The sequence below is a fragment of the Pseudomonas sp. AS2.8 genome, from assembly GCF_014190935.1.
Taxonomy (GTDB): Bacteria; Pseudomonadota; Gammaproteobacteria; order Pseudomonadales; family Pseudomonadaceae; genus Chryseomonas.
The window spans coordinates 474194-500779 of record NZ_JACHVV010000001.1 but is presented as its reverse complement, the minus strand read 5'-3'; the positions used below and the strand labels follow the sequence as shown (position 1 = coordinate 500779).

Sequence of the window (26586 nt, the reverse complement as noted above, 5' to 3'; positions counted from 1 at the left end):
GGGTCTGGGTCAGAAGCCCAGACTGGATAGAAGATCGTCGACGTCGACCTGAGCGGCCACGACGTCTTCACGCTTATCGGCATGAATCTGCGGACCTTCACCCTTCATCGTCTTTTCTTTTCGATTCTGTTCGATCAGCGCGCTGTGATCGTGGCTGAAGCCGGTATAGCGATCGACCTGGCTGGCCATCATCACCAGCTTGACGAGGTCTTTCTCGATCTGCCCGACGAGATTGACCACGCGCTTGATCACCTGACCGGTAAGGTCCTGGTAGTCCTGCGCCAGGAGGATGTCGTTGAGCTTGGCCGACAGTTGTTCGGCGCTGCTCTCGCTGTGGCTGAGGAAGGCATCGACGCGCTTGGCCAGCTCGCGGAATTCGTCCGCGCCCATCTCCCGGCGCATGAACTTCTTCCAGTCGGCATGCACGGCACGGGCTTCGTCACCGAAGTTGCCTACCAGCGGGGCGCTCTCCTCCACCAGATCCATGGTCCGGTTGGCGGCGTTCTCGGTCATCTTCACCACGTAGGAGAGACGATCGGTGGCATCGCTGATCTGGGAGACCTCTTCGCCGGCCATGCCGCGCGGATCGATCTCGAAGTTGACGATGGCGTTGTGCAACTCGCGGGTCAGCTTGCCGACTTCCTGGTAGAGACCCCGGTCACGCAACTGGTTGAGTTCATTGATGACATGCACCGCCTGGGTGAAGTCGCCACTTTCTAGGCATTTCACCAGCTCCTGGGCGTGCTGTTTTAGATTCGACTCGAAGTCGCTGAAGCTGTTGGTGCCAAGCTGATCCATAACGTCCCCGCGGCTTTCTTCAGCCGTTCACCCGCTCGAAGATCTTGTCGATCTTTTCTTTCAGCACCTGGGCGGTGAAAGGCTTGACCACATAGCCGTTCACGCCGGCCTGAGCGGCTTCGATGATCTGCTCACGCTTGGCCTCGGCGGTCACCATCAGCACCGGCAGGGTCTTCAGGCGTGCGTCGGCGCGCACCTGGCGCAGCAGGTCAATGCCGGTCATGCCGGGCATGTTCCAGTCGGTGACGAGAAAATCGAAGTTGCCGCTCTGCAACATCGGCAGGGCGGTGTTGCCGTCGTCTGCTTCGGCGGTATTGGTGAATCCCAGATCGCGCAGCAAATTCTTGATGATGCGTCTCATCGTGGAAAAATCGTCCACGATGAGGATTTTCATGTTCTTGTCCAAGTCGACCTCCGTCCTAATCCGCACACACGCCGCGAGGCGCGCCTAAGCAATCGTAGTAGCCTGAGTACCAGCCGGTTAACGCGAACGCCATTCCGCCAGCCGCGCCCGCAGGCGTGCCGCGCATTGACTGTGAAGTTGGCAGACGCGTGACTCGCTCACGCCCAACACCTCGCCGATTTCCTTGAGGTTGAGTTCCTCGTCGTAATACAGCGAGAGCACCAGACGTTCACGCTCCGGAAGATTGGCGATGGCGTCGGCCAGGGCCTTGCGGAAGCGCTCGTCTTCCAGACCGCGACCGGGTTCGAGTTCATGCGAACCGCTCTCCTCGAGCCCATGCTCACCACCCTCCATGAGGTCGTCGAAACTGAACAGGCGACTCCCCATGGTGTCGCCAAGGATGCCGTAGTACTCATCCAGACTCAATTTAAGTTCGGCCGCGACTTCGGAATCTTTAGCGTCGCGACCCGTACGCGCTTCCACCGCGCGAATGGCGTCGGTGACCATGCGCGTGTTGCGGTGTACCGAGCGCGGCGCCCAGTCGCCCTTGCGGACCTCGTCGAGCATGGCGCCGCGGATGCGGATTCCGGCGTAGGTCTCGAAGCTGGCGCCCTTGCCGGCGTCATATTTGCGCGAGGCCTCCAGCAGGCCGATCATGCCGGCCTGCATCAGGTCCTCGACCTGCACGCTGGCCGGCAGACGCGCCAGGAGGTGGTAGGCGATGCGTTTCACCAACGGCGCGTAGCGGTTGATGAGTTGCTCCTGCTGGGTACGTTCCGAGGTTTTGCTGTACATGCGAAGCCCGCTGGATGCTGTCATGCGTGGGTACCGATGGCTGGTTGCACAAGGCGCTCGACAAAGAATTCGAGATGGCCGCGCGGATTGGCGGGCAACGGCCAGCCATCGACTCTCTGAGCTACCGCACGGAAGGCCAGCGAGGCCTTGGCACGCGGAAAGGCTTCGAACACGGGGCGCTGTTTCTGTACGGCTTTGCGCACCGCCTCGTCGAACGGAATGGCGCCCACATACTGCAGGGCGACATCCAGGAATCTGTCGGTCACCTTGGTCAGCTTAGCAAAGAGATTGCGACCTTCCTGGGGTGTCAGCGCCATGTTCGCCAGAACCCGGAAGCGGGTGACGCCATGGTCGCGATTGAGCAGCTTGATCAGGGCGTAGGCATCGGTGATGGAGGTGGGCTCGTCGCACACCACCACCAGGACTTCCTGGGCGGCGCGAACGAAGCTGACCACCTGGTCGCCGATGCCGGCAGCGGTATCGACGATGAGCACGTCGAGGTTTTCGCTGATGTCGCTGAAGGCCTGGATCAGACCGGCGTGCTGGGCCGGTGTCAGATTGACCATCGCCTGGGTGCCCGAGGCCGCCGGGACGATGCGGATGCCGCCCGGGCCGTGCAGCAGCACGTCGCGCAGTTCGCACTCGCCGGAGATGACGTCGGCCAGGGTGCGCTTGGGCGACAGGCCGAGCAGAACGTCGATGTTGGCGAGGCCCAGATCGGCGTCGAGCAGCATGACGCGCCGCCCGATATCGGCCAGGGCCAAGGCCAGGTTGACCGACACGTTGGTCTTGCCGACACCGCCTTTACCGCCCGTGACCGCTATGACTTGGACGGGATGCATGCTACCCATTGCCTGATACCTTTGATTGAAATCCGTCACACTTTAGACCAAGTGCATTTGGCGTGCCCAGGCATGCGATGCACCACTACCGTTCGTCTGCGCTAACCGGCGCGGCGGGCATTGCTCTGATACAGGCCGGCAAGCATGCCGGCCATGGTTTCTTCGCTCGGCTCCTCGGGGGCCTGCAGGCTCACCGCACGGCTCACCAGCTGGTGGCTGCGGGCCGGGTGCAGGTCGTCCGGGATACGGGGGCCGTCGCAGATGTAGGCCACCGGCAGGCGCTGGCTGATGGCCAGACCCAGGGCTTCGCCGAGACTTGCGGCTTCGTCCAGCTTGGTCAGCACGCAGCCGCTCAGGCCGCAGCGCCGATAGCTGTGGTAGGCCGCCTTGAGCACCTGGCTTTGGCTGGTGACACCCAATACCAGATAATTGCGAATCTTCAGCTGGCGGTTGGCCAGGGCTTCGAGCTGCACCTTGAGCGCCGGATCATTGGCGGGCATGCCCGCGGTGTCGATCAGCACCAGGCGCTTGCGCGCCAGGGGTGCCAGCGCCTGGGCCAGGGACTGGCCCGGGTCGACCAGGGTCACCGGCACGTCGAGGATGCGGCCGAGGGTCTTGATCTGCTCCTGGGCACCGATGCGGAAGCTGTCCATGCTGACCAGCGCCAGACTCTGGGGACCGTACTTGAGCACGTAGCTGGCGGCGAGCTTGGCCAGGGTAGTGGTCTTGCCCATGCCGGCCGGACCGACGAAGGCGACGACACCGCCCTCCTCCAGGATCTTGGCGTCGGTGGTCTTGGCCAGCTGGGCGAAGTTGGCCAGCAGCATGCGCCAGGCATGCCGCGGGTCCTGGATCTTGGCGACGCTGTCGAGCAGGTGGCGGGCCAGATCGGCCGGAAGGCCCATGCGCTGCAGGCGACGCCAGAGGCCGGCCTGCTGCGGACGGGTGGACTGCACCTGGGTCCAGGCCATGGAGCCGAGCTGGACTTCCAGCAATTCACGCAGACCGCTGAGTTCGCTGCGCATGGCTTCCAGGGCGCGACGGTCTTCCGGCGCGGTGCTGGCGGCGGGGGCAGCGGCGGCGGCCGGCTGGGAGGCACGCGGCGGGGCGATCACCGGCTCGCGACGGCTGTCGGCGGCGCTGATGGCGCCGAGCAGCTGCTTGTCCTTCGGCGCGGCCGAGGGCACGCCCGGGGCGCGGATGCTGAGGTCGGCATGGGCCTGGGCGATCTTCGCATGGGTCTTGCGCAACTCCGCCTGCAGCTCCGCGTTGGGCGCGGCCGGTGCCGGAGCCTGGTAGTCCAGCGCCGCGGTCAGCTCGACACCGCCGGCGACCCGGCGGTTGCTGAGGATGGCGGCATCCGGGCCCAGCTCGTCGCGTACCAGCTTCATGGCTTGACGCATATCGGCGGCGAAGAAACGTTTGACTTGCATGATCTAGACCTCAGCCATTCTGGCCAACGGTAGCGACGATGGTGACCTGCTTGTTGTCCGGAATTTCCTGGTACGCCAGTACACTCATATTCGGTGCCGCCATCCGCGCGAAGCGGGACATCATCCCGCGGATCGCACCGGCTACCAGCAGCACCACTGGCTTACCCATCATTTCCTGACGCTGCGCTGCCTCGATGAGGGAACGCTGCAGTTTTTCAGCCATGCCAGGCTCGAGGAACATGCCGTCCTCGGCGCCTTGACCGGCCTTCTGCATACTACTTAGCAACATCTGTTCCAACCTTGGCTCAAGGGTGATAACAGGCAGCTCAGGCTCCATTCCCACGATGTTCTGGACGATTGCGCGGGACAAGGCAACCCGCACGGCACCGGCGATGGCGGCGGGATCTTGACTCCGCGGACCGACGTTGGCGATGGCTTCCGCGATGGTACGGATGTCGCGGACCGGGACCTGCTCCTGCAGCAGCTGCTGGAGGATCTTGAGCAGGGTCGAAAGGGAGACGATGCCGGGCACCAGCTCCTCGGCCAGCTTGGGCGAACTCTTGGCCAGCACCTGCAGCAATTGCTGGACTTCTTCGTGACCGATCAGCTCGTGGGCGTGCTTGAAGAGCACCTGGTTGAGGTGGGTGGCGACCACGGTGCTGGCATCGACCACGGTGTAGCCGAGGGATTGGGCCTGGTCGCGCTGGGTGACGTCGATCCAGACGGCCTCCAGACCGAATGCCGGATCCTTGGCGGCGACGCCGTTGAGGGAGCCATAGACCTGACCGGGGTTGATGGCCAGCTCGCGATCGGGGTAGATCTCGGCTTCGGCCACGCTGACGCCCATAAGCGTCAGACGATAGGCATTGGGCAGCAGGTCCAGGTTGTCGCGGATGTGCACCGACGGCATGAGGAAGCCGAGGTCCTGGGACAGCTTCTTGCGCACGCCCTTGATCCGCGCCAGCAGCTGGCCACCCTGGTTGCGATCGACCATGGGGATCAGCCGGTAGCCGACTTCTAGACCGACCATGTCCACCGGGGTGACGTCGTCCCAGCCCAGCTCCTTGGCCTCGGCCGGACGCTGCACGGGAGCCAGGTCCTGCTGCTTCTTGGCTTCGACCTCGGCGGTCTGCTTGGCCTGGCGCTGACGCTTGTAGATCATCCAGGCACCGGCGGCGGCGCCGCCGCCCAGGCCGAGGAACGGCAGGTGCGGCATGCCCGGGACCAGGCCCATGGCGATGATGATGAAGGCCGAGACCGCCAGCGCCTTGGGCGAGGCGAACATCTGACGATTGACCTGCTGGCCCATGTCCTCGGCCGAGGACACCCGGGTCACCATGATGGCTGCGGCAACCGACAGCAGCAGCGAGGGGACCTGGGCGACCAGGCCGTCACCGATGGTCAGCAGGGCGTAGATGCGCGCCGCTTCGCCGAACGGCAGACCGTGCTGGGCCATGCCGATGGCCATGCCGCCGATGAGGTTGATGAAGAGGATCAGCAGACCGGCGACGGCGTCACCGCGAACGAATTTGCTGGCACCGTCCATGGAACCGTAGAAGTCGGCTTCCTGGCCCACTTCGGTCCGGCGCTTCTTGGCTTCGGCCTGGTCGATGATGCCGGCGTTCAGGTCGGCGTCGATGGCCATCTGCTTGCCGGGCATGGCGTCCAGGGTGAAACGCGCCGACACCTCGGAGATACGACCGGCACCCTTGGTTACCACCACGAAGTTGATGATCATGAGGATGGCGAACACCACCGCACCGACCACGTAGTTGCCGCCGACCACCACCTCGCCGAAGGCCTGGATGACCTTGCCCGCGGCGTCGTGACCGTCCTGGCCGTGCAGCAGCACGACGCGGCTGGAGGCCACGTTCAGCGCCAGGCGCAGCAGGGTCGAGACCAGCAGGATGGTCGGGAAGACCGCGAAGTCCAGCGGCCGCAGGGCGTAGACGCTGACCAGCAGGACCACGATCGACAGGGCGATGTTGAAGGTGAACAGCACGTCCAGCAGGAACGGCGGCATCGGCAGGGTCATCATGGCGAGCATCGCCAGGACGGCCAGCGGCACGCCCAGGTTGCCGCGAGCCAGACCGCGCATGTTGCCCATCATCATGGATTTGTCGACTTTCACACCCATTCCTCGCTTGCCGGTGCCGTCGTCACGGAAAGTTGACGCAGCGCACTGTTCGCAGGGGCTTGAGCAAGCTCCGGGCCAACTGCCCAAGACCTTGAATCAGCGAGGTTTTCGCAGGGGTGATACAGGACTGGTTACGGATCGCCAAAGCCGTCGGCTGAACCACGGGCGGAGGCCATGAGTCTGTCTAGGGACCCGCGCTAGCGCGCCCATCCGAGGAACATCACCATGAAAATCTGGACCGCGACGCTGTTGGCCACCTGCCTGGTCGGAACCGCCCAGGCGGCCGAGTCTCTGACGATCCCGCTGAACAAGGTCACGACCGACGGTGTGGGCGAAAGCGTCGGCAGCGTGCAGGTGACCCGTTCCAAGTACGGCCTGGTCTTCACACCCGACCTCAAGGGCCTGGAGCCCGGCATCCATGGCTTTCATGTCCATACCAAGCCCAACTGCGGCGCAGCCGAGGTGAATGGCACCCTGACCGCGGGTGGCGCCGCGGGTGGCCATCTGGATCCGCGCAACACCGGCAAGCACAGCGCGCCCTGGTCGGACGACGGCCACCTGGGCGAATTGCCAGCGCTCTACGTGACCGCCGACGGCCAGGCCACCCAGCCGGTGCTGGCGCCCCGTCTGAAGCGCCTCGAAGAACTCAAGGGCCATGCCCTGATGGTGCATGCTGGTGGCGACAACTACGCCGACCAGCCCAAGCCGCTGGGCGGTGGCGGCGCGCGCGTCGCCTGCGGCGTCATCAAGTAGGCGCCTTCCCCTCCTCATCCCGCCGCAGATCCGGCGGGATGGGCAGATCGGACAGCTTGGGCTTGCGTCCACGTCCGGCGCGGAACTGCCTGAGCTGATAGACATAGGCCAGGACCTGGGCCACGGCGACGTAGAGACCGGCCGGAATCTCCTGGTCGACCTCGGTGGAGAAATACACCGCCCGCGCCAGCCCCGGCGACTCCAGCAGCGAGACCTGGTGCTCCTGGGCGATCTCGCGGATCTTCAGCGCGGTGAAATCGCTGCCCTTGGCCACCAGCACCGGTGCCCCGCCCTTGGCCGCATCGTATTTGAGCGCCACGGCGAAGTGGGTCGGGTTGGTGATGACCACATCGGCGTTGGGCACCTCGGCCATCATCCGGCGCTGCGCCATCTGCCGCTGCATCTGGCGGATCTTGCCCTTGACCTCGGGCTTGCCCTCGCTGTCCTTGTACTCGTCCTTGATCTCCTGCTTGGTCATCATCAGCTTCTTGCGATTGCTGAGGATCTGGAAGGGAACGTCCACCGCGGCGATGATCAGCAGCCCCATGGCCAGCAGCAGGGTGGCATGCCCCACCACCTGCATGCTGTGCAGCAGCGCCTGCTCGGTCGGCAGCTTGGCGATCTGCAGCAGCGCCGTGCGTTCGCTCATCAGCACCATCACCGACACGCCGAGGATGATGAAGAACTTGCCCAGCGCCTTGAGCAACTCCACCAGGGAATGCTTGGAAAACATCCGGGCGATGCCGGACATGGGATTCATTCGGCTCGGCTTGGGTGCCAGCACCTTGCCGGAAAACAGGAAGCCACCCAGGGCGATGTGGCCGATGATGGCGGCGATCACCACCAGGGCGATCATCGGCAGCATGCCGATCATCGCCGCCTTGCCCGAGGCCAGCAGAAAGGTGCTCATGAAGCGCTCGTCCATGACCTCTTCCCGGCGCAGGGAGAAGTTGCTGCGCATCACCTCCAGCAGCTTGCCGCCGAGAAAGGCGCCATACATCAGCAGGCCGCCGACCCCCGAGAGCATGACCGCCACCGTACCGAGTTCGCGTGATCGCGGGAGCTGCCCCTCCTCCCGGGAATCACGCTTGCGTTTCTCTGTGGGGTCTTCTGTGCGGTCTTCGCCATCGGATTCAGCCATGTGGCGTACCTCCTAGCGTTCTCGGGCCAGTTCGCGCAGCCATTGCAGCGCCTCGGTGGCGAGACTTTCATAGTGGGAAAGGATGTCGGCGGTACCGAGCCAGACGATGATCATGCCCAGCACCACGATCAGCGGCATGCCGACGGAAAAGATGTTCAGCTGTGGCGCCGCGCGGGTCATGATGCCGAAGGCGATATTGACCACCAGCAACGCGGTGATGGCCGGCAGCACCAGCAGGATGCCTGCGCCCAGTACCCAGCCCAGCCGCCCGGCGACCTGCTGGAAATGCTCGACGCTCAAGGTATCCCCCACCGGCAGGGTGACGAAGCTTTCCGCCAGGATCTCGAACACCACCAGGTGGCCGTTCATGGCCAGGAACAGCAACGTCACCAGCATGGTGAAGAACTGGCCCATCACCGGCGCCGAGGCGCCGTTCACTGGATCGATCATGGACGCGAAGCTCAGGCCCGCCTGGGTCGAGATGATCTGCCCCGCCACCACGAAGACATGGAAGAACAGCTGCAGGCTGAAACCCATCACCGCGCCGATGAGGATCTGCTCGACGATCAGCGGCAGCGCCTGGGGGCTGATGGCATCCACCTGCGGCATCGGCGGCAGCGTCGGCACCAGCACCAGGCTCAAGGCCAGGGCCAGGTACATCCGCACCCGCACCGGGACCAGCGTGGTGCCGATGATCGGCATGGTCATCAGCAGCGCGGCGATGCGGAACAGGGGAAACAGGAAGCTGCCGACCCAGCCGCCGATCTGGGCGTCGCTGAGGGCGAGCATGGCTAGCCGATCAGCCGCGGAATGTTGGCGACCGAGGTCTGGATGAACTCCATCAGCTGCCTGACCATCCAGGGGCCCAGCACGATCAGCGTCAACAGGGTGACGATCAGCCGGGGCAGGAAGCTCAGGGTCTGTTCGTTGATCTGGGTCGCCGCCTGGAAGACCGCCACGATCAGGCCGACGATCAGACTCGGTACCACCAGCACCGCCACCAGCAACGCGGTGAGCCAGAGGCCCTGGCGGAACAGATCGACGGCGACTTCAGGGGTCATTTCGCTTCTCCACGCAAAGGGGGCACCGCTAGACGGTGCCGAAGCTGCTGGCCAGGGTACCCATGATCAGCGCCCAGCCATCCACCAAGACGAACAGCATCAGCTTGAACGGCAGGGAGATGATCATCGGCGACAGCATCATCATGCCCATGGCCATCAGCACGCTGGCGATCACCAGGTCGATGACCAGGAAGGGAATGAAGATCATGAAGCCGATCTGGAAGGCGGTCTTGAGTTCGGAGGTGACGAAGGCCGGCACCAGGATCGACAAGGGCGCCTGATCGGCACTGGGAATGTCGGTGCGCTTGGACAGCCGCATGAACAGGTCCAGATCCGATTGTCGGGTCTGCCCCAGCATGAAGTCCTTCATCGGCACCTGGGCACGGGCAATGGCATCCTGGGCACTGAGCTGTTCGTTCAGGTAGGGCTGCACGGCGGTGGTGTTGATGCGGTCGAACACCGGCGCCATGATGAACAGCGAGAGAAACAGCGCCATGCCCACCAGCACCTGGTTGGACGGCGTGGTCTGCAGGCCCAGCGCCTGACGCAGGATGGCGAAGACGATGACGATGCGGGTGAAGCTGGTCATCAGCATGACGAACGCCGGGATGAAGCTCAGCGCCGTCATGATCAGCAGGATCTGCAGGCTGACCGAATATTCCTGCTGACCCTGGCCGTTGGTGCTCAGGGTGATGGCAGGAATCGACAGCGGATTCGGCTGGCCAGCCTGCTGCGCCAGCGCCAGGGGCGCGAACAACAGCACGGCCAGGCCCAGCAGCCAGCCCAGGGTGCGTCCCAGACCGGCCGGTAGACGCGAGGGGATCATGGTTTCGCCTTGGGATCGCGGCTGATGAGTTCCAGCAGGCGCTGGGCGAATTCCGGCGCCGGTGCCTCGGTCTCGCCGAGGCGCACCGGCTCGCACAGGCTGTGCAGTGGCGTGATCCGCCCGCCAGCGACGCCGATCAGCAGCTGCTCCTGACCGACCTGCACCAGCACCAGCCGCTCGCGCGGGCCCAGGTGCTGGGTGGAGATCACCTTGATCACCTGCTGGCCACGCGGCCCCTGCTGCTGCACCCGGCGCACCAGCCAGGCCAGACCGAGGATCAGCGCGATCACCAGGAGCAGCCCGAGCAGCAGCTGGCCGACCTGAGCCCCCACATCCAGCCCCGGCGAGGTGGCTTCGGCGGCACGCGCGGTCAGGGGCAGGAGACCCAACGGCAGGAGCAGACTCTTCATGGATCACCGCAGCTTCTTGATACGTTCCGTGGGGCTGATGACGTCGGTCAGGCGGATCCCGAACTTCTCGTTCACCACCACCACTTCACCGTGGGCGATCAGCGTACCATTCACCAGCACGTCCAGCGGCTCGCCAGCCAGACGGTCGAGCTCGATGACCGAGCCCTGGTTGAGTTGCAGCAGGTTGCGGATGGAGATGTCGGTGTGGCCGACCTCCATGGAGATGGTCACCGGGATGTCCAGGATCACATCCAGGTTGGGACCTTCCATGCCAGTCACTGCCAAACCCCCGCTGCTCTGACCAAATTCTTCCACCGGCGCCTTGGGCGGCTTGGGGGCTTCGACCTGGGTGCCCTGCGCCATCAGGGCGTCGATGTCGTCCTGGCTGGCGTCACCGGCTTCGGCCAGGGCCGCGGCCCACTCGTCCGCCAGGGCTTGTTCTTCGGGGTTGTCTGCCATCATCTGGGTCTCGTGCTAGGCCGGGCCTCGGCCCGGACAAGAAAACGGTTGTCGCTCAGCGGCTGCGGCTGACCGGTTCGAGAATCTGCAGGGCCAGGTTGCCCTTGCGCGCGCCCATCTTGACCTTGAAGGTGGGCATGCCGTTGGCTCGCATGAGCATCTCGTCCGGCATTTCCACCGGAATCACGTCGCCGGGCTGCATGTTGAGGATATCGCGGAGTTTGAGTTGGCGCCGGACAACCGTCGCCTCCAGTGGGACGCGCACATCGAGCAGGTCCTCGCGCAGGGCCTTGACCCAGCGTTCGTCCTGGTCGTCCACGTCCGACTGGAAACCGGCGTCGAGCATCTCGCGGATCGGCTCGATCATCGAATAGGGCATGGTCACGTGCAGTTCGCCGCCGCCGCCATCCAGTTCGATGTTGAAGGTGCTCACCACCACCACTTCGCTGGGGCTGACGATGTTGGCCAGCGCCGGGTTGACCTCGGAGTTCATGTATTCGAACTGGCAGTCGAGCATGGCGCCCCAGGCTTCCTTGAGGTCGACGAAGCACTGGTCGAGCACCATGCGCACCACGCGCAGTTCGGTGGGGGTGAATTCACGGCCCTCGATCTTGGCGTGGCGGCCGTCACCGCCAAAGAAGTTGTCCACCAGCTTGAACACCAGCCGGGCATCGAGGATGAACAGCGCGGTCCCGCGCAGCGGCTTCATCTTGACCATGTTGAGGCTGGTGGGGACATACAGCGAATGGATGTACTCGCCGAACTTGGTGACCTGCACCCCGCCCACGGAGACGTCCGCCGAACGCCGCAACAGGTTGAACATGCTGACCCGGGTGTAGCGGGCGAAGCGTTCGTTGATCATCTCCAGGGTCGGCATGCGTCCGCGGACGATGCGATCCTGGCTGGTGAGGTCATAGCCCTTGATGGTGCCCGGCTCGGCGTCGGTCTCGGTCTCGACGATGCCATCGTCGACCCCGTGCAGCAGGGCATCGATTTCATCCTGAGAGAGCAGATCTTGCACGGCCATGGCGTTACCTATTGCAGGACGAGATTGGTGAACAATACCTGTTCGATGGCAGTCTGGCCGGTCAGTTTCTTCGCCAGCTCCTGAACCTTGCTGGTGGCCTGCTGGCGCAGCATCTCCTTGCCCACCGGCGTCAGCAGGCTATTGAAGTCCTGCCCGGAAAACAGCATCACCAGCTGATTGCGGACCTGCGGCAGCTGCGCCTTGAGCGCATCCATCTGCGCCTGGTCGCGCCCCATCAGGGTCACCGTGACCTGCATGTAGCGCTGGCGACCCTCGGCGTTGTAATTGACCACGAAGGCCGGTACCAGCGCCTGGTAGACCGCCGCCAGGTGCACGGGTGCCGCCGGAGCGGCCGGCGCGGCGTGCTCGGGCTCGGCGCTCTTCTTGCCGAGCAGGAACCAGGTCGCGCCCACCGAGGCGCCAATGACCAGCAGCAGGGCCACGACGATGATGATGATGAGTTTGAGCTTGCCCTTGCCCTTGCCTTCCGCGGCTGCACCCTCTGCCGCAGGGGCCTGCTTCTTCGCCATAAGTGCTCGACCGAATCCTGTGCTGCGCGTCACCCCTGTTGGGTGACGCAGCTAACCTATTGATACGAAGGGGATATAGCAGGTGCGGCCGAGGCTGTCACCTGGCAGCCGGCGGCCCGTCACGCGTAGTAGTCGACCAGACTGCGCGCTGCGAGCGTCGCCGAGCCACGGGTTTCGGCGACATTCGCCACCGCTTCGTCCTCGCTCCCACCCGCGCCACGGCTACCGCGACGCGAATTATCGCTCTGGCCACCCTGCTGCGATTGCTGCCAGGCCTGACCGGACGACTGATCGGAAACGTTGACGTTGGCGAGGTTCATGCCCTGCTGGGCGAAGAGTTCGCGCAGGCGCTGGCTGCCGTTGTCCAGCGCCTCGCGCACGTCGGCGTGGGGACTGGCGAAGGTGACCTGGGTCTGGTCCTGGGTCATGTCGATCCGCACCTCCAGCTTGCCCAGTTGCGCCGGCTCCATCTGGATGTCGGCGGTCTTGAGATTCTGGCTGGACATCCACATGACCTTGTCGACCACCGCCTCGCTGAAGTTGCCTGCCTGCGGACTGAGCGGCTGGCCAGGCACCGTGGCCGTGACCGGGCGAGCAGTCGCAGCGGGCGTGCTGAGGGCTTGAGACAGGGCGGTAAGTTTGTCGGCGAAGGCATCGGCCTTGCTCGGTACCGCCGCGTCCTGCCCGTCGCCCTTGTCCAGGGTCGCAGCCAGGGCCGCGCTGGCCGCCTGATCCGCCGCCGGAGCAGGGGCGCCATCAGCCGGCAGCAAGCCTTGCAGCTGGGTGGCCGCCAGGTTGTTGGCGTTGGTGGCGGCCTTGGCGGCGTCACCCTGTGCCTGGGGAGCCTGGCCCAGCAGTTGCGCCAGACCGTCGTCCGCGGCCTGCTGCTCGCCAGCCTTGGCCGGGGTCGCCGTCGCGCCCGTCCCCGCCCCGGTGGCGGTCGCCTGGGCGGCGGTAGCCACGGCAGCGCCCAGCAGCGCCGCCGGATCCAGGGCCTGGGTGGTGGCGGTGGCCGCCGCTTCCGCCGCCGTCCCGGTCGGCAGCTGAGGCGTAGGGGCAGGCGTGGCCACGGGTTGCGGGAACTGACCGGTCATGCCGAACATGAACAGCGGATCCAGCAGCGCATCGACGGGCGCCTTGGCGTCTTCGCCCTGGGCCACCGGCAAGGTCTTGCCGCTGTCGTCGGTAGCGGCTGCCGACTGCTCGCCGCTCTTGGCGGCGCTGTCGGCCTGGGACTTGGCGTCCGCGGTGCGGTCGTCATCACCGGAGCGCTTCACTCGGTCATCGCCGTCCCGGGCCCGCCCGGGTTCGTTCTTGCGCGCCTGGGTCGGGGCCTTGCTGTCGCTGGTGTCGCGCGGCTTTTCGCTGCGCACCGGCTCACGCGGCTGCTCCTGGGCGAAGACATCGGCGAACCGTTCCTGGGCTGCCGGGCGATCCTGGGAAGGGGTCTTGGCCGCCGCCCGGCCGGTGCCGGCTGGAGAGGTGGCGGTATTCAAAAGGAAATCGGGCACGACGGCCATGGAGAGCTCCGAACGACGGGTTTCCGGGTATCTAGCAAGTTGCGCGCCAGCCAGAAACGCCAGCGCTTTGACGAGGTCAGCCCGCGTAGCGTTGCCGCTCGACCCTGAACAGGATGCGGACGATGGCGAATTCGCGCTCCATGGCGGAAACGCCCATGGCCAGTTCGGCGGTGGTCGCCCGGCGCCGCGCACCCTCCTCCACGTCCCGACACAGCTGCGCCAGGGGCGCGGCACCCATGTTGCCGGCGCTACCCTTGAAGCTGTGCGCCAGCTGGCGGACCTGTTCGGCATCGCCACCGATCACGCTGCGCTTGAGTTCGGCGATGCGTTCCTCGCAGTCGAGCAGAAAGGTTTCGATGAGATCGACGTACTCCTCCTCCATGCAGTCGCGCAGGGCGGCGAGCGTTTCCGGATCGAGATGGGAGGAAAACATCGGCATTCTCACTGACAAGAAAGGGAACGAAGGCGGGGCCCGGCCTAGATATAGGTCGAGCGCGCCCGCTGGGCGTATTCGTCCATCTGTTTCTGTTCGCGCTTGTCCTCTACCTGGCGCTGCTCCTGGCGATAGCGCTCGACCAGCTTGCGCAGGCCTTCGAGGCGGGCATAGCGCTCCTGCCACTGGGTACGCGCCTTGGCCACCACGTCGCGGTGCCACTGGGCGTTGCGCTCCTGCTGGCCGATCGCCTCTTCCAGCTGGCTGAGGAAGCGTTGATAGCCGATCAGCCACTGCCCGGTGACACCACGGCTGCCATTGACCACCAGGCGCTGCTGGTAATCCTCCCTATAGCGCTGCAATTCACCCAGCTTGAACTCGGCCTGGGCCAGTTGCTGCTGGCATTGTCCCAGGCGCTGGGCGGCGTCACGCTCGTCGCGTTCGCTCATCTCCACCACCGGACCCAGACGCTCGGCTCTGCCTTTCATGATCTATCAGCCTCCCAATACGGCTTGGAGATTGGCGGAACTCTGCTCCAGCGATTCGCTTTCGCGCAGACCCTGGCGCAGGAACTGCTGCATGGGCGCATAGCGGGCGATCGCCAGATCGGTTTCGGCATTCCCGCCGGGCACATAGGCACCGACGCTGAGCAGGTCCTTGGCCTGCTGATAGAGCGACCAGAGCTGCTTGACGCGCTGGGCGTTGCGCAGGTGCTCCGGGCTGACCACCTGGGGCATGACCCGGCTGATGGACGCCTCGATGTCGATCGCCGGATAGTGCCCTTCCTCGGCCAGCCGCCGCGACAGCACGAAGTGACCATCCAGCACGCCGCGCGCCGAGTCGGCGATGGGATCCTGCTGGTCGTCGCCTTCCGAGAGCACAGTATAAAACGCCGTGATCGAACCCCCACCTTTTTCTGCGTTGCCGGCCCGTTCCACCAGGCGCGGCAGCTTGGCGAACACCGACGGCGGGTAGCCCTTGGTCGCCGGCGGCTCGCCGATGGCCAGGGCGATCTCCCGCTGCGCCTGGGCATAGCGGGTTAGCGAATCCATCAGCAGGAGCACGTTCTTGCCCTTGTCGCGAAAGTATTCGGCGATGCGGGTGCAGTACATGGCTGCACGCAGGCGCAGCAGGGGCGCATCGTCCGCCGGGGAGGCCACGACCACCGCTCGCTTGATGCCCTCCTCGCCAAGGATGTGCTCGATGAATTCCTTCACCTCGCGACCCCGCTCGCCGATCAGCCCGACCACGATGATCTCGGCCTTGGTCAGCCGGGTCATCATGCCGAGCAGCACGCTCTTGCCCACGCCGGTACCGGCGAACAGGCCGAGACGCTGGCCGCGACCTACCGTCAACAAACCGTTGATGCTGCGGATGCCGACATCCAGGGGCTCGCTAATGGGCTCGCGCTTGAGCGGGTTGATGGTGGGACCGTCCATCGGTACCCAGTCTTCGGCGCGCATGCGGCCCTTGCCGTCCAGGGCGTTGCCCAGCCCATCCAGCACACGTCCCAGCATCGACATGCCCATCGGCAGGCGGCCGGTATCCGGCACCGGCACCACCCGGGCGCCGGGCGCGATGCCGGCCAGGCTGCCCACCGGCATGAGAAAGGTCTTGTTGCCGTTGAAGCCCATCACCTCGGCTTCGACTTCCACCGGCTGGTAGCCACCGCCATTGATCAGCCGGCAGCGGCTGCCGACGGCGGCGCGCAGGCCTTCGGCCTCCAAGGTCAGACCGACCATGCGCAGCAGGCGGCCTTCGATCACCGGCTGCTGCTCGACCCGGATGGCTTCATCGTAACCGCTGAGGCGGCGTTCGAAACTCAGACGCTCAAGACGCATGGGAGGCATCCTCGATGTCGATGTGCAGATCGGCTTCCTGGGGCTGGGTCGCCTGGTAGCGCTGCTGCTCGGCCAGTTGGGTCAGCGCCTGGGTCAGGCGGGTCTCGATGCTGGCATCGATGACGCTGCTCTCGGTCTCGATCCGGCAACCGCCAGGCATCAGGGTCTCGTCCTCAAGGATGCGCCATTTTTCCTCGTGGCGGTCACGCAAGGCCTTCATCAGCTCGAAGTCCTGGGGGCTGACCTGGATGCGGATGTTCTCGGCACCCATGGGCAGCAGCTTCAGCGCCGTGCGCACCACCTGAACCAACTGACTGGAGTCTAGCGTGAGTTCGCGCTGGATGACTTCGCGGGTGATATGCCGGACCAGCTGCACCATGCCGGCTTCCAGGGCCAGGTCCTGCTCGCCGATGGGATCGAGCAGATGGCTCATCAGGGTTTCCAGACTGGCCAGCCGGGCGGTGAGGGCCGCCTCGGCTTCCTGGCGCGCCTTGAGCTGACCGGCGTGGTAGCCGTCGCGCTCGCCAGTGCCGAAGCCCTCGTTGTAGGCCTCCTGGCGGATCGCCTCCAGCTCTTCGAGGGTGATCGGCTGGACCTCTTCGACCGGAACCTCTTCGATCTGGGGCTCCGGCTGGGGCTCGGGCTCGGCTGCAGCGGGTACAGGGATTTCTGCAGGCGCGTCGAAACTGTCGAAGGCTGGCAGTCGCCAGACGTCGAAGGCTTCCAGATCCCGCGCCCTGATCAGTTCGCTCGCCGCTTCTTTGCTCATTACCTGTCCGTCAGAAAACCGCTACTGACCAGACCCTAGCAAAGCACAGGCCAATCCCGAAAAGCCGTCAGACCATTTCCTCGCCACCCTTGCCACCCAGCACGATCTCGCCGGCGTCGGCCATGCGGCGGGCCACGGCGAGCACCTCTTTCTGCGCCCCCTCCACCTCGGACAGTCGCACCGGCCCCTTGGCTTCCAGGTCGTCGCGCAGCAGTTCGGCCGCGCGCTTGGACATGTTGCGGAAGAATTTCTCCTTGATGCCGTCGTCGGCGCCCTTGAGCGCCAGCACCAGCACATCGGAGGAGACCTCGCGCAAGAGCGCCTGGATGCCGCGGTCGTCGACATCGGACAGGTTGTCGAAGACGAACATCAGGTCCTCGATCTGCCCCGACAGATCCTGGTCCGCGTCGCGGATCGCGTCCATCAGCGGGCCTTCGACCGAGCTGTCCAGGTAGTTCATGATGTCGGCGGCACGCTTCACGCCGCCCAGGGCGGTACGGGTGGTGCTGGCGCTGCCGGAGAACTGCTTCTCGAGGATCAGGTTCAGCTCCTTGAGCGCCGCCGGTTGCACGGTGTTCAGCGAGGAGACGCGCAGGACGATGTCCAGGCGCACCTTGTGATCGAAGTGGCCAAGGACTTCGGCCGCCTGGTCGGGATCCAGGTAGGCCACCACGATGGCCTGGATCTGCGGGTGCTCGTAGCGGATCACGTCCGCCACCGCCCGTGGCTCCATCCACTTCAGGCTGTCCAGACCGCTGGTATTGCCACCCAGCAGGATCCGGTCGATCAGGCCGCTGGCCTTGTCCTCGCCCAGGGCCTGGGTGAGCATCTTGCGGATATAGCCGTCGGCGCCCACGCCCAGACTGGTCTGGTCGCCCACCACCTCGATGAAGTCGCCCAGCACCCGCTCGACCTGCTCGCGGTTGACGTTGCGCATCTGGGCCATGGCGGTACCGACCTTCTGCACCTCCTTGGGTCCCATGTGGCGCAGGATCTGCGCGGCATCGGCTTCGCCCAGCGACAGGAGGAAGATCGCGGCCTTCTCTACCTTGGAAAGTTGCGCTTCATTCGTCGCCATTGATCCAATCCTTCACTACCTGGGCGACACGGCCCGGATCATCGTTGACCAGCTGCTTGATGGCGGTCAGTTGAGCGTCATAGCCCTCGCTCGGACTCGGCAGCAACAGCGGCGCCGGACCGGCCAGACTCACCTTGTCGTCGGCCAGATCGTCCGACAGCCCATCCAGACCGCCGGCACCCAGGGCACCGGCACCACCGGCAGCGGCCAGGGCGGCGGCGTCCTTGGTGTTGCCGCCGGACAGATTCTTCAGCACCGGACGCAGCACCCCAAAGACTAGCACCAGGATGAAGAGGACGCCGAGGGCCTGCTTGACCACGCCCCAGAACCAGGGCTGCTGGTAGAAGGGAATGCTCTCGATCTCTTCCTGCTGCACCGGGGCGAAGGGCGCGTTGATCACGCTCACGCTGTCGCCACGGCTGGCGTCGAAGCCCACGGCATCCTGCACCAGACGGGTGAAGCGAGCCAGGTCTTCGGTGGTCCAGGGTTGATGGCTGACCTTGCCGGCCGCATCGACCTTGACCTGATCGTCCAGCACCACCGCGACGGAAAGCCGACGCAGACGGCCCTGCTGCTGACGGGTATAGCTGATGCTGCGGTCCAGTTCGTAGTTACGGGTGTTCTGCTCGCGCTTGTCGGTCGGGTACGGCAGGGTCGCCGGCAGGCTGGTCTTGCTGTCGTAGATGTACTGGTCGTTGGCGTCACGCAGCGGCTGGCCGGGAGCGATGTAGTTGGCACCGCCACCCTGGGCACCGGCCTTCTCCGGCGTCGAGGACGGACCGGGCGGCTGGTTGGACAGTGCACCCGGCACGCCCTGGGCGCCGCCGCCGGAAGTCTGACGCTGCTCGCTGTTCTGCTGCTCGCTGCGCAGGGCCGGCTGATCCGGATTGAACTGCTCGGAGGTCGACTCCACAGCATTGAAGTCCACGTCGGCGGCCACTTCGGCCTTGAAGCGGCCGTTGCCCAGCACCGGCTGCATGATGTTCTGCACGCGCTGGGTCAGGGAGCCTTCCATCTTGCGGGTGTAGTCCAGTTGCTTGCCGGCGATCGACAGCTCGGAGAGATTCTGCTGGTCGGACAGCAGCTGGCCCTTCTGGTCGACGATGGTGACCTGGGACTTGTCCAGTTCCGGCACGCTGGTAGCGACCAGATTGATGATGGCCATGACCTGACCGGCATCCAGGGTACGGCCGGGATACATTTCGACCAGGACCGAGGCGCTCGGCTTGCGCTCGTCACGGACGAACACCGAACTCTTCGGGATCGCCAGGTGTACCCGGGCGCCCTTGATGTTGTTGAGGCTGGAGATGGTCCGGGCCAGTTCGCCTTCCAGGCTGCGACGATAGTTGGCCGCTTCCATGAACTGGCTGGTGCCCAGCGGCTGCTCCTTGTCCAGCAGCTCGAAGCCGACGTTGCCATCGGAGGCGGTGATGCCGGCCGCGGCCATCTTCATGCGCGCCCGGCCGAGGTCATCGGACTTGACCAGCAGGGCACCGGAATTCGGATCGACCTTGTAGCCGATGTCGGCCGCGCCCAGGGCCTGCAGCACCTGGTTGGCGTCCAGGCCGTTCATGCTGGTGTACAGCGGCCGATAGTCCGGCTGCTGGGTCCAGAGCACCACGGCAAAGCCCAGGGCGACGCTGGCGGCCAGGCCGATCAGCAGCCCCATCTGCCGCAGCAGCGGCATGTCGGACAGGTTGTCGAGAAAGCTGAGACCCAGCAGCGACTTCTTGGGCTTGTCTTCAGCCTCGGGCTTGGTCGTCGGGACGGGTGCGTTGGTAAGAGCTTCAGCCATTTTCTAGACCGTCCTCAAATCGACATTTGCATGATGTCTTGGTACGCCTGAACGAACTTGTTGCGTACCTGGGTCAAGGCCTGCACGGAGACGCTGGCCTTCTGCGAAGCGATCATGACTTGAGTGAGGTCGACGCCACCCTGTCCCAGCTCGAAGGCCTTGGCCATCTCGCCAGCGGTCTGCTGGGTCTCGTTGACGGAGCCCACGGCCTTGCTGAGCATGTCGGCGAAGCTCGGACCCTGGACCTGTTCCGCGCCGGCAGCCGGAGCTACGACGGCTTTCGACCGGGCCATGGCTTCGGTCTGCATGGAACGCATTTCCAGCATCAACCGATTGAACTCGACACCTTGAACCATTTGCTCTGCTCCTCTGGCACGGGAAATTGACGCCGTACCCACTCGTGTCAGAGATAGAGCAATGCCTGTGCCAGATCCTAAAAATCCAGCTAAAACAGTGGTTTGGGAAAAAGGTGCAGAGAGGCGGCTAAAGTTTGCCGAAAATCAGTCGACGCTGAGCAGGTCGCGGTTGCGCTGCAGCAGGGCCTTGCCGATGCCCTTGACCTCGAGCAGCTCGTCCACCGAGGCAAAGGCGCCATGGGCTTGGCGATGGTCGACGATCGCCTGTGCCTTGACCGCCCCTATTCCCCGCAGCCGTTGCAGCGCGGTGACGTCGGCGACATTGATGTTCAGGGGTGCCAGGCTGACACTCGAGGCAGGCTTGGTTGCAGCACCCGTGCCAGACTCACAGGCATTGGCCCAGGGACCGAACAGGGCCAGCAACGTCACTATCCAGATGAATCTCATAGAGGAACCTCCTTGTTCCGCCGTTTGATTCGGAGAGCTTAACGCAAAGGCTCAGGCGGTCAACTCACCAGCGACCCTGCCTGGGCACGCTCGGTCCTGAGCGCCAGCAGGGTCTGGCGAACACCCTGGCGCCAGTCGCTGGGCGGGATGCCGAAGTGCTGCTCCAGTGCGCTGGAATCCAGCATGGAATAGGCCGGACGCTTGGCCAGGGTGGGAAATTCGGAAGTGGCGATGCCGGTGATGAGCGGCGCCCGCTCCAGCATGCCCAGCTCCTGGCCGGCATCGATGATGTAGCGCGCGAAGTCGCACCAGCTCAGGCCGCTGTCGCCGCCGAAGTGATAGAGGCCATAGGCCGTCTGCTCAGGCCGAGCTTCGGCCTGGACGGCGATCTGCAACAGCGCGTCGGCGATGTGACCGGCGTAGGTCGGGCAACCCACCTGGTCGCTCACCACCCGCAGTTCGTCGCGATCGGCGGCGAGACGCAGCATGGTCTTGAGGAAATTGTTGCAATGCTCGCTGAACACCCAGGCCGTTCTCAGCACCACCGAGCGCGGACAGGCGGAAAGCACGCGGTTCTCCCCTTCCAGCTTGGTCATGCCGTAGACCCCGGACGGACTGACCGGATCCTCGACCTGATAGGGTTCGGTGGCGGTACCGTCGAACACATAGTCGGTGGACAGGTGCAGCAGGGCGATACCGGCGGCACCGCAGGCCTGGGCAAGCACCGCAGGGCCTTCGATATTGCCGCGGGCGGCGATCTCGGGCTCCTGCTCGGCCTTGTCGACCGCCGTGTAGGCGGCCGCATTGATCACGACGTCCGGAGCGAACCGCTCGAGATGGCTGGTTACCGAGCCTTCGTCAGCGATATCCAGAGTGGCACGTCCATGGGCCTCCCATGCCAGTTCTGAACGCTGAAGACGATCGGTCAGACAGCGTCCGACCTGACCGTTAGCTCCGGTAACCAGTATCTTCATCTATACAGCTCCGCCAATCGAAGGCCTTGTGCATCTTTGGCGGACAGGATGGGATCCGTTACCCGCCAGTCGATATTCAGATCCGGATCATTCCAGATCAAAGACCCTTCATCAGAAGGATCGTAATAATCTGTGCACTTGTATTCAAAATCGGCGGTTTCCGACAGCACCACGAAGCCGTGGGCCAGGCCCGGCGGTATCCAGAGCTGGCGCTTGTTGTCTTCCGAGAGGATCTCGGCGACCACGTTGCCGAAGGTGGGCGAACCGCGACGGATGTCGACGGCCACGTCCAGCACTTCGCCGCGCACGACGCGCACCAGCTTGCCTTGCGGCTTGCTGCGCTGGAAATGCAGACCACGCAGCACGTTCCGGGCGGAACGCGAATGGTTGTCCTGCACGAACGGCAGGGTAATCCCCGCCTGCTGGGCATAGCGCTCCGCCTGGAAGGACTCCAGGAAGAAGCCGCGGTCGTCACCGAAGACCTTGGGTTCGATCAGCTTGACGTCCGGGATCGCGGTGTCGAAGACCTGCATCAGTCCTGCTCCTTGCACAGCCGCGCCAGGTACTGGCCGTAACCGGTCTTGCTCAGGGCTTCAGCCTGCATGGCCATCTGCTCGCAGGTGATCCAGCCTTTTTGGAAGGCGATCTCTTCGAGGCAGGCGACCTTCAGACCCTGGCGCTTCTCGATGGTCTGGACGAAGTGGCCGGCTTCCAGCAGGGCGTCGTGGGTACCGGTGTCCAGCCAGGCGAAACCGCGGCCCAGCAGGGAAACGTTCAGCGAGCCACGGCGCAGGTACTCGTTGTTGACGTCGGTGATTTCCAGCTCGCCACGGGGCGACGGCTTGATGTTGGCGGCGATGTCCAGCACGTCGTTGTCGTAGAAATACAGACCGGTGACGGCATAGTTGGACTTCGGCTTCTTGGGCTTCTCCTCGATGCTCAGGGCCTTGCCCTGCTCGTCGAACTCAACCACACCGAAACGCTCGGGGTCGGCTACGTAGTAGCCGAAGACGGTGGCACCCTTGTCCACGCTGGCAGCCTTGAGCAGCGTTTCGCTGAAGTGCTGGCCATAGAAGATGTTGTCGCCGAGGACCAGACAGACGTTGTCATCGCCGACGAATTCGCGACCGATGATGAAGGCCTGGGCCAGGCCGTCCGGGCTGGGCTGCTCGGCATAGCTCAGCTGCATGCCGAAGTGGCTGCCGTCGCCGAGCATGCGCTGGAAGCCGGGCAGGTCGGCCGGCGTCGAGATGATCAGGACTTCCTGGATACCGGCCAGCATCAGCACGGACAGCGGATAGTAGATCATGGGCTTGTCGTAGATCGGCAGCGACTGCTTGGACACGCCCAGGGTAATGGGGTGCAAACGGGTACCGGAGCCACCGGCCAGCAGAATTCCCTTGTATTTGCTCATGGCAATCGTCCTCTGAAAATTGACTGTTGCTGTCGGTCGGACACGCCCGCGGGCGTGTCCGCGATAGGATCGTTAAACGGCTTCGCCGAGACGCTCGAGGCGGTAGGCGCCGGACAGTACCCGCTGCCACCACTCACGATTGTTCAGGTACCAGGTTACGGTCTTGCGCATGCCGGTCTCGAAGGTCTCTGCCGGCGTCCAGCCCAGCTCGCGGCCGATCTTGCTGGCGTCGATCGCGTATCTCATGTCGTGACCGGGACGGTCCTTGACGAAGGTGATCAGGTCGCGATAGCGCTCGACACCCTCGGGCTTCTGCGGAGCCAGCTCTTCGAGCAGGTCACAGATGGTCTCGACGACCTGCAGGTTGCGCTTCTCGTTGTGACCACCGATGTTGTAGGTCTCGCCGACCTCGCCCTGGGTCACCACGGTATAGAGGGCGCGGGCATGATCTTCGACGAACAGCCAGTCACGTACCTGGGAGCCGTCGCCATAGATCGGCAGCGGCTTGCCATGGATGGCATTGAGGATGACGTGGGGGATCAGCTTCTCGGGGAAGTGATAGGGGCCGTAGTTGTTCGAGCAGTTGGTCACCAGCACCGGCAGACCGTAGGTCCGACCCCAGGCACGTACCAGATGGTCGCTGCCGGCCTTGCTGGCCGAATAGGGCGAGCTCGGGGAATAGGGCGTGGTCTCGGTGAAAAGGTCGTCGGTGCCGTGCAGGTCGCCGTATACCTCGTCGGTGGAGATGTGATGGAAACGGAAGGCCGCCTTGGCGTCCGGCGCCAGGTCGTTCCAGTAGGCACGGGTCACCTCGAGGATGACGCCGGTGCCGACCACGTTGGTCTGGATGAAGGCGGCAGGGCCCTCGATGGAGCGGTCCACGTGGGACTCGGCAGCCAGGTGCATGACCACGTCGGGCTGGAAGGACGCGAAGACCTGCTGCAGGGCGGCGAAGTCGCAGATGTCCACCTGGTGGAATTCGTAGCGGTCGGAGTCGGCGACTTCGGCCAGGGAATCCACGTTACCGGCGTACGTCAGCTTGTCGACGTTGGCAACCTTGCATTGGGTCTCGTTGATAAGAAAACGTACCACGGCGGAACCAATGAAACCCGCGCCACCTGTTACCAGTACCTTCATCCTGAATCCTGCCTATATCGATTTGTACATCATCGCGCCCGGCGCTGCGGGCGAGACATCGGAGGACGGCGCAGCCATCCCTGGCTTGGGTCACAGCCACGGCTATGTACCCAAAGACCTGAGTTAAACAGTGGCAGGAAAAGAAAGTTCAGCCTACCGCTGGGCGGCTGCCGCTTCTGTGCTCGGCTTCAAATCCAGGCTGAAAGAAAGCGCGGACGGGATCACTCGATGGATCTCTTGCCGTGTAGCCAGTCGACGATGTCGCCCTCTGGCGAATAGCCGGCGACGGTGTCGCGCAGCAGTTGCCGGACGCGGAGGTAATCACCCGAATCGATCGCGCGACTCAGCTCGACCAGGGCTGCGCGGAACGCATCCCAGGCCAGGAAGTCTTCGCTGGCGCGCATGATCTTCGGGTGGGAGGTCGGACTCACGTCGTCACCGATGAGCAACTCTTCATAGAGTTTTTCACCGGGTCGCAGCCCGGTGAACTCGATGGCGACATCGCCGTGGGGATTGGCCGGCGAGCGCACACTCAGACCCGACAGCTTGATCATCTGCTCGGCCAGCTCGACGATGCGCACCGGCTCGCCCATGTCCAGCACGAAGACGTCCCCGCCCTCGCCCATGGCGCCCGCCTGGATGACCAGCTGGGCGGCCTCGGTGATGGTCATGAAGAAACGCGTGATCTTGGGATGGGTGACGGTAACCGGCCCACCCTTGCGGATCTGGGTCCTGAACAAGGGGATGACCGAACCGGACGAGCCCAGCACATTGCCGAATCTCACCATGGTGAAGCGGGTGCGATTGACCTGATGGATACCGTCCGTTTGCCCGTGCAGCACGGGCGCCGCCTCGCGACTCAGGGCCTGCAGGATCATCTCGGCCAGGCGCTTGGTACTGCCCATGATATTGGTGGGCCGTACCGCCTTGTCGGTGGAGATCAGCACGAAACTGGTCACGCCGGCCTGGATGGCCGCCTGGGCGGCATTGAGGGTGCCCAGGACGTTGTTGCCGAAACCCTCGGCGATGTTGTGCTCGACCATGGGCACGTGCTTGTAGGCCGCCGCATGGTAGAAGGTGGCCACCTTCCAGTGCCGCATCACCTGCAAGAGCAGCGGCGCATTGCGAATGGAGCCCAGCACCGGCACCAGGGTGACCGGCAGGGCTTCGCGCTGGATATAGGTCTCCAGCTCACGATGGATGCTGTAGAGGTTGAATTCGGCGTGGTCGAGCAGGATCAGGGTGCGCGGCTTCTGGCCGATGATCTGCCGGCACAGCTCGGAGCCGATGGACCCCCCTGCCCCAGTGACCATCACCACCTGACCGGTGATGCAACGGGCGAACAGCTCGGGCCGGGGTGTGACCGGATCCCGTCCCAGCAGGTCGGCGATGTCGACCTCCTGGAGGTCGTCCACCTGTACCTTGCCGCAGGCCAGATCGCTGATCCGCGGCACGGTTCTGACGTGCAACGGATAGGGCTCCAGCAGACCGAGCACCTCACGGCGCCGCGCCCGGGTAGCGGACGGGATCGCCAGGAGGATCTCCTCGGCTCCCGTCTCGTCGATCATCTGCTGGATGTGCTTGGGGGTATAGACCTTGAGCCCGGCGATGATGCGATTGGCGATGCTCTTGTCATCGTCGATGAAGGCCACCGGACGCATGGCTCGGCCCATGCGTAGCGCCGCGACCAGCTGGTTGCCCGCCGAGCCGGCGCCATAGATGGCGACCCGCGGCAGTTCGTCCGGCTGCTTGATGAAGGGCACGGTGATGGCGCGATACCAGTCGCCCAGAAAATACTGGCGCAGCGCGAGACGCAGGCCGCCGATGAGGATCAGGCTGACGATCCAGTAGTTGAAGATCATCGAACGCGGGACGATCTCCGGCAGATCGCGATACCAGTAGATGACTACCGACAGCAGCAGCGTCGACAGCGTCACCGCCTTGGCGATGGCGATCAGGGCGTCGTTGCCCAGGTAGCGCATGACCGCGCGGTACATGCCGAAGCGGATGAACAGGGGGATGGCGATGGCCGGCGCGGTGATGAACAGCCAGGCATGTCCGCTGAAGGGCTCGATCATCTGCACGGACCCCAGGCGCAGATAGAAGGCCAACCAGAGCGAGAGCCAGATCAGCAACAGGTCGACCGCGACCTGGATGACTCTCTTGGTACGCCGGTTCAGCTTGACCAGATGGTCACGCAACATGTC

Annotated in this window: 29 protein-coding genes; 1 reads left to right on the top strand and 28 read right to left on the bottom strand. The window is 64.5% G+C overall.

What is annotated here, in order from left to right; all coding sequences use genetic code 11:
- Positions 1 to 9 precede the first annotated feature (9 nt).
- The 6 genes from FHR73_RS02300 to flhA all read right to left on the bottom strand — a co-directional run bounded on the left by FHR73_RS02300 (position 10) and on the right by flhA (position 6408).
- Positions 10 to 798, bottom strand: coding sequence for a protein phosphatase CheZ (locus FHR73_RS02300; RefSeq protein ID WP_133862384.1), 789 nt, complete (start codon positions 796 to 798; stop codon positions 10 to 12).
- Between the two features lie 19 nt (positions 799 to 817).
- Positions 818 to 1192 carry a chemotaxis response regulator CheY gene (locus tag FHR73_RS02295; RefSeq protein WP_169853335.1) on the bottom strand — a complete coding sequence of 125 codons (375 nt, stop codon included), beginning with the start codon at positions 1190 to 1192 and terminating at the stop codon, positions 818 to 820.
- Between the two features lie 87 nt (positions 1193 to 1279).
- Positions 1280 to 2020, bottom strand: coding sequence for an RNA polymerase sigma factor FliA (gene fliA, locus FHR73_RS02290; RefSeq protein ID WP_027597968.1), 741 nt, complete (start codon positions 2018 to 2020; stop codon positions 1280 to 1282).
- A complete protein-coding gene (fleN, locus tag FHR73_RS02285; RefSeq protein ID WP_133862385.1) occupies positions 2017 to 2847 on the bottom strand; it encodes a flagellar synthesis regulator FleN in 831 nt (276 codons plus the stop codon). The genes fliA and fleN overlap by 4 nt, the downstream gene beginning before the upstream one ends.
- A 92-nt stretch (positions 2848 to 2939) precedes the next feature.
- On the bottom strand, positions 2940 to 4271 hold the full coding sequence (flhF, locus tag FHR73_RS02280; protein ID WP_183629236.1) for a flagellar biosynthesis protein FlhF: 1332 nt from the start codon (positions 4269 to 4271) through the stop codon (positions 2940 to 2942).
- 10 nt (positions 4272 to 4281) lie between these two features.
- On the bottom strand, positions 4282 to 6408 hold the full coding sequence (gene flhA / locus FHR73_RS02275; RefSeq protein WP_183629234.1) for a flagellar biosynthesis protein FlhA: 2127 nt from the start codon (positions 6406 to 6408) through the stop codon (positions 4282 to 4284).
- A gap of 225 nt (positions 6409 to 6633) precedes the next feature.
- Between flhA and sodC the strand changes: the two genes are divergently transcribed.
- A complete protein-coding gene (sodC, locus tag FHR73_RS02270) occupies positions 6634 to 7161 on the top strand; it encodes a superoxide dismutase family protein (RefSeq protein WP_007160370.1) in 528 nt (175 codons plus the stop codon).
- Here sodC and flhB read toward each other — a convergent pair.
- From flhB to FHR73_RS02160, 22 genes are all read right to left on the bottom strand, one after another.
- Complete coding sequence (flhB, locus tag FHR73_RS02265; protein WP_183629232.1) at positions 7154 to 8302, bottom strand: flagellar biosynthesis protein FlhB; 1149 nt, start codon at positions 8300 to 8302, stop codon at positions 7154 to 7156. The two genes, sodC and flhB, sit on opposite strands and share 8 nt — an antisense overlap.
- Positions 8303 to 8314: 12 nt before the next feature.
- Positions 8315 to 9091 carry a flagellar biosynthetic protein FliR gene (gene fliR / locus FHR73_RS02260; protein ID WP_183629229.1) on the bottom strand — a complete coding sequence of 259 codons (777 nt, stop codon included), beginning with the start codon at positions 9089 to 9091 and terminating at the stop codon, positions 8315 to 8317.
- A gap of 2 nt (positions 9092 to 9093) precedes the next feature.
- Positions 9094 to 9363: a flagellar biosynthesis protein FliQ gene (gene fliQ, locus FHR73_RS02255; RefSeq protein WP_027597972.1), complete on the bottom strand. Its 270-nt coding sequence runs from the start codon at positions 9361 to 9363 to the stop codon at positions 9094 to 9096.
- Between the two features lie 28 nt (positions 9364 to 9391).
- Positions 9392 to 10189, bottom strand: coding sequence for a flagellar type III secretion system pore protein FliP (gene fliP, locus FHR73_RS02250; RefSeq protein WP_183629228.1), 798 nt, complete (start codon positions 10187 to 10189; stop codon positions 9392 to 9394).
- On the bottom strand, positions 10186 to 10599 hold the full coding sequence (fliO, locus tag FHR73_RS02245) for a flagellar biosynthetic protein FliO (RefSeq protein ID WP_183629226.1): 414 nt from the start codon (positions 10597 to 10599) through the stop codon (positions 10186 to 10188). Before fliO ends, fliP begins: the two co-directional genes overlap by 4 nt.
- A gap of 3 nt (positions 10600 to 10602) precedes the next feature.
- Positions 10603 to 11058: a flagellar motor switch protein FliN gene (gene fliN / locus FHR73_RS02240; protein WP_133862393.1), complete on the bottom strand. Its 456-nt coding sequence runs from the start codon at positions 11056 to 11058 to the stop codon at positions 10603 to 10605.
- A gap of 55 nt (positions 11059 to 11113) precedes the next feature.
- Positions 11114 to 12085: a flagellar motor switch protein FliM gene (fliM, locus tag FHR73_RS02235; protein ID WP_183629224.1), complete on the bottom strand. Its 972-nt coding sequence runs from the start codon at positions 12083 to 12085 to the stop codon at positions 11114 to 11116.
- Positions 12086 to 12093: 8 nt separating this feature from the next.
- The gene (fliL, locus tag FHR73_RS02230) at positions 12094 to 12615 is read right to left on the bottom strand and encodes a flagellar basal body-associated protein FliL (protein ID WP_183629221.1); all 522 of its coding nucleotides are present in this window, start codon (positions 12613 to 12615) and stop codon (positions 12094 to 12096) included.
- Positions 12616 to 12734: 119 nt separating this feature from the next.
- Complete coding sequence (locus FHR73_RS02225; protein WP_260175501.1) at positions 12735 to 14135, bottom strand: flagellar hook-length control protein FliK; 1401 nt, start codon at positions 14133 to 14135, stop codon at positions 12735 to 12737.
- A gap of 76 nt (positions 14136 to 14211) precedes the next feature.
- Positions 14212 to 14568, bottom strand: a complete 357-nt coding sequence (locus FHR73_RS02220; RefSeq protein ID WP_183629219.1) for an Hpt domain-containing protein — start codon at positions 14566 to 14568, stop codon at positions 14212 to 14214.
- Between the two features lie 44 nt (positions 14569 to 14612).
- Positions 14613 to 15056: a flagellar export protein FliJ gene (gene fliJ / locus FHR73_RS02215; RefSeq protein WP_133862397.1), complete on the bottom strand. Its 444-nt coding sequence runs from the start codon at positions 15054 to 15056 to the stop codon at positions 14613 to 14615.
- Positions 15057 to 15062: 6 nt separating this feature from the next.
- Positions 15063 to 16409, bottom strand: coding sequence for a flagellar protein export ATPase FliI (gene fliI / locus FHR73_RS02210; RefSeq protein ID WP_017642072.1), 1347 nt, complete (start codon positions 16407 to 16409; stop codon positions 15063 to 15065).
- Complete coding sequence (gene fliH, locus FHR73_RS02205; protein WP_183629217.1) at positions 16399 to 17178, bottom strand: flagellar assembly protein FliH; 780 nt, start codon at positions 17176 to 17178, stop codon at positions 16399 to 16401. Before fliH ends, fliI begins: the two co-directional genes overlap by 11 nt.
- A gap of 67 nt (positions 17179 to 17245) precedes the next feature.
- Complete coding sequence (gene fliG / locus FHR73_RS02200; RefSeq protein WP_133862399.1) at positions 17246 to 18256, bottom strand: flagellar motor switch protein FliG; 1011 nt, start codon at positions 18254 to 18256, stop codon at positions 17246 to 17248.
- On the bottom strand, positions 18243 to 20051 hold the full coding sequence (gene fliF, locus FHR73_RS02195; RefSeq protein WP_183629215.1) for a flagellar basal-body MS-ring/collar protein FliF: 1809 nt from the start codon (positions 20049 to 20051) through the stop codon (positions 18243 to 18245). The genes fliG and fliF overlap by 14 nt, the downstream gene beginning before the upstream one ends.
- Positions 20052 to 20065: 14 nt before the next feature.
- Complete coding sequence (gene fliE / locus FHR73_RS02190) at positions 20066 to 20407, bottom strand: flagellar hook-basal body complex protein FliE (RefSeq protein WP_132832054.1); 342 nt, start codon at positions 20405 to 20407, stop codon at positions 20066 to 20068.
- A gap of 144 nt (positions 20408 to 20551) precedes the next feature.
- A complete protein-coding gene (locus tag FHR73_RS02185) occupies positions 20552 to 20854 on the bottom strand; it encodes a ComEA family DNA-binding protein (RefSeq protein ID WP_183629213.1) in 303 nt (100 codons plus the stop codon).
- Between the two features lie 59 nt (positions 20855 to 20913).
- Positions 20914 to 21828, bottom strand: a complete 915-nt coding sequence (gene rfbD / locus FHR73_RS02180; RefSeq protein ID WP_183629211.1) for a dTDP-4-dehydrorhamnose reductase — start codon at positions 21826 to 21828, stop codon at positions 20914 to 20916.
- Positions 21825 to 22361, bottom strand: coding sequence for a dTDP-4-dehydrorhamnose 3,5-epimerase (gene rfbC, locus FHR73_RS02175; protein ID WP_133862403.1), 537 nt, complete (start codon positions 22359 to 22361; stop codon positions 21825 to 21827). Before rfbC ends, rfbD begins: the two co-directional genes overlap by 4 nt.
- On the bottom strand, positions 22361 to 23242 hold the full coding sequence (rfbA, locus tag FHR73_RS02170) for a glucose-1-phosphate thymidylyltransferase RfbA (RefSeq protein WP_133862404.1): 882 nt from the start codon (positions 23240 to 23242) through the stop codon (positions 22361 to 22363). The genes rfbC and rfbA overlap by 1 nt, the downstream gene beginning before the upstream one ends.
- 72 nt (positions 23243 to 23314) lie before the next feature.
- Positions 23315 to 24379, bottom strand: a complete 1065-nt coding sequence (rfbB, locus tag FHR73_RS02165; protein ID WP_183629209.1) for a dTDP-glucose 4,6-dehydratase — start codon at positions 24377 to 24379, stop codon at positions 23315 to 23317.
- A 221-nt stretch (positions 24380 to 24600) separates the two neighbouring features.
- Positions 24601 to 26583, bottom strand: a complete 1983-nt coding sequence (locus FHR73_RS02160; RefSeq protein WP_183629207.1) for a nucleoside-diphosphate sugar epimerase/dehydratase — start codon at positions 26581 to 26583, stop codon at positions 24601 to 24603.
- Positions 26584 to 26586: the final 3 nt, after the last annotated feature.

Coding starts and splice junctions, on each gene's coding strand:
- FHR73_RS02300 (WP_133862384.1), bottom strand. CDS start 798: ATGGATCAGCTTGGCACCAACAGCTTCAGCGACTTCGAGTCGAATCTA.
- FHR73_RS02295 (WP_169853335.1), bottom strand. CDS start 1,192: ATGAAAATCCTCATCGTGGACGATTTTTCCACGATGAGACGCATCATC.
- fliA (WP_027597968.1), bottom strand. CDS start 2,020: ATGACAGCATCCAGCGGGCTTCGCATGTACAGCAAAACCTCGGAACGT.
- fleN (WP_133862385.1), bottom strand. CDS start 2,847: ATGGGTAGCATGCATCCCGTCCAAGTCATAGCGGTCACGGGCGGTAAA.
- flhF (WP_183629236.1), bottom strand. CDS start 4,271: ATGCAAGTCAAACGTTTCTTCGCCGCCGATATGCGTCAAGCCATGAAG.
- flhA (WP_183629234.1), bottom strand. CDS start 6,408: ATGGGTGTGAAAGTCGACAAATCCATGATGATGGGCAACATGCGCGGT.
- sodC (WP_007160370.1), top strand. CDS start 6,634: ATGAAAATCTGGACCGCGACGCTGTTGGCCACCTGCCTGGTCGGAACC.
- flhB (WP_183629232.1), bottom strand. CDS start 8,302: ATGGCTGAATCCGATGGCGAAGACCGCACAGAAGACCCCACAGAGAAA.
- fliR (WP_183629229.1), bottom strand. CDS start 9,091: ATGCTCGCCCTCAGCGACGCCCAGATCGGCGGCTGGGTCGGCAGCTTC.
- fliQ (WP_027597972.1), bottom strand. CDS start 9,363: ATGACCCCTGAAGTCGCCGTCGATCTGTTCCGCCAGGGCCTCTGGCTC.
- fliP (WP_183629228.1), bottom strand. CDS start 10,189: ATGATCCCCTCGCGTCTACCGGCCGGTCTGGGACGCACCCTGGGCTGG.
- fliO (WP_183629226.1), bottom strand. CDS start 10,599: ATGAAGAGTCTGCTCCTGCCGTTGGGTCTCCTGCCCCTGACCGCGCGT.
- fliN (WP_133862393.1), bottom strand. CDS start 11,058: ATGGCAGACAACCCCGAAGAACAAGCCCTGGCGGACGAGTGGGCCGCG.
- fliM (WP_183629224.1), bottom strand. CDS start 12,085: ATGGCCGTGCAAGATCTGCTCTCTCAGGATGAAATCGATGCCCTGCTG.
- fliL (WP_183629221.1), bottom strand. CDS start 12,615: ATGGCGAAGAAGCAGGCCCCTGCGGCAGAGGGTGCAGCCGCGGAAGGC.
- FHR73_RS02225 (WP_260175501.1), bottom strand. CDS start 14,135: ATGGCCGTCGTGCCCGATTTCCTTTTGAATACCGCCACCTCTCCAGCC.
- FHR73_RS02220 (WP_183629219.1), bottom strand. CDS start 14,568: ATGTTTTCCTCCCATCTCGATCCGGAAACGCTCGCCGCCCTGCGCGAC.
- fliJ (WP_133862397.1), bottom strand. CDS start 15,056: ATGAAAGGCAGAGCCGAGCGTCTGGGTCCGGTGGTGGAGATGAGCGAA.
- fliI (WP_017642072.1), bottom strand. CDS start 16,409: ATGCGTCTTGAGCGTCTGAGTTTCGAACGCCGCCTCAGCGGTTACGAT.
- fliH (WP_183629217.1), bottom strand. CDS start 17,178: ATGAGCAAAGAAGCGGCGAGCGAACTGATCAGGGCGCGGGATCTGGAA.
- fliG (WP_133862399.1), bottom strand. CDS start 18,256: ATGGCGACGAATGAAGCGCAACTTTCCAAGGTAGAGAAGGCCGCGATC.
- fliF (WP_183629215.1), bottom strand. CDS start 20,051: ATGGCTGAAGCTCTTACCAACGCACCCGTCCCGACGACCAAGCCCGAG.
- fliE (WP_132832054.1), bottom strand. CDS start 20,407: ATGGTTCAAGGTGTCGAGTTCAATCGGTTGATGCTGGAAATGCGTTCC.
- FHR73_RS02185 (WP_183629213.1), bottom strand. CDS start 20,854: ATGAGATTCATCTGGATAGTGACGTTGCTGGCCCTGTTCGGTCCCTGG.
- rfbD (WP_183629211.1), bottom strand. CDS start 21,828: ATGAAGATACTGGTTACCGGAGCTAACGGTCAGGTCGGACGCTGTCTG.
- rfbC (WP_133862403.1), bottom strand. CDS start 22,361: ATGCAGGTCTTCGACACCGCGATCCCGGACGTCAAGCTGATCGAACCC.
- rfbA (WP_133862404.1), bottom strand. CDS start 23,242: ATGAGCAAATACAAGGGAATTCTGCTGGCCGGTGGCTCCGGTACCCGT.
- rfbB (WP_183629209.1), bottom strand. CDS start 24,379: ATGAAGGTACTGGTAACAGGTGGCGCGGGTTTCATTGGTTCCGCCGTG.
- FHR73_RS02160 (WP_183629207.1), bottom strand. CDS start 26,583: ATGTTGCGTGACCATCTGGTCAAGCTGAACCGGCGTACCAAGAGAGTC.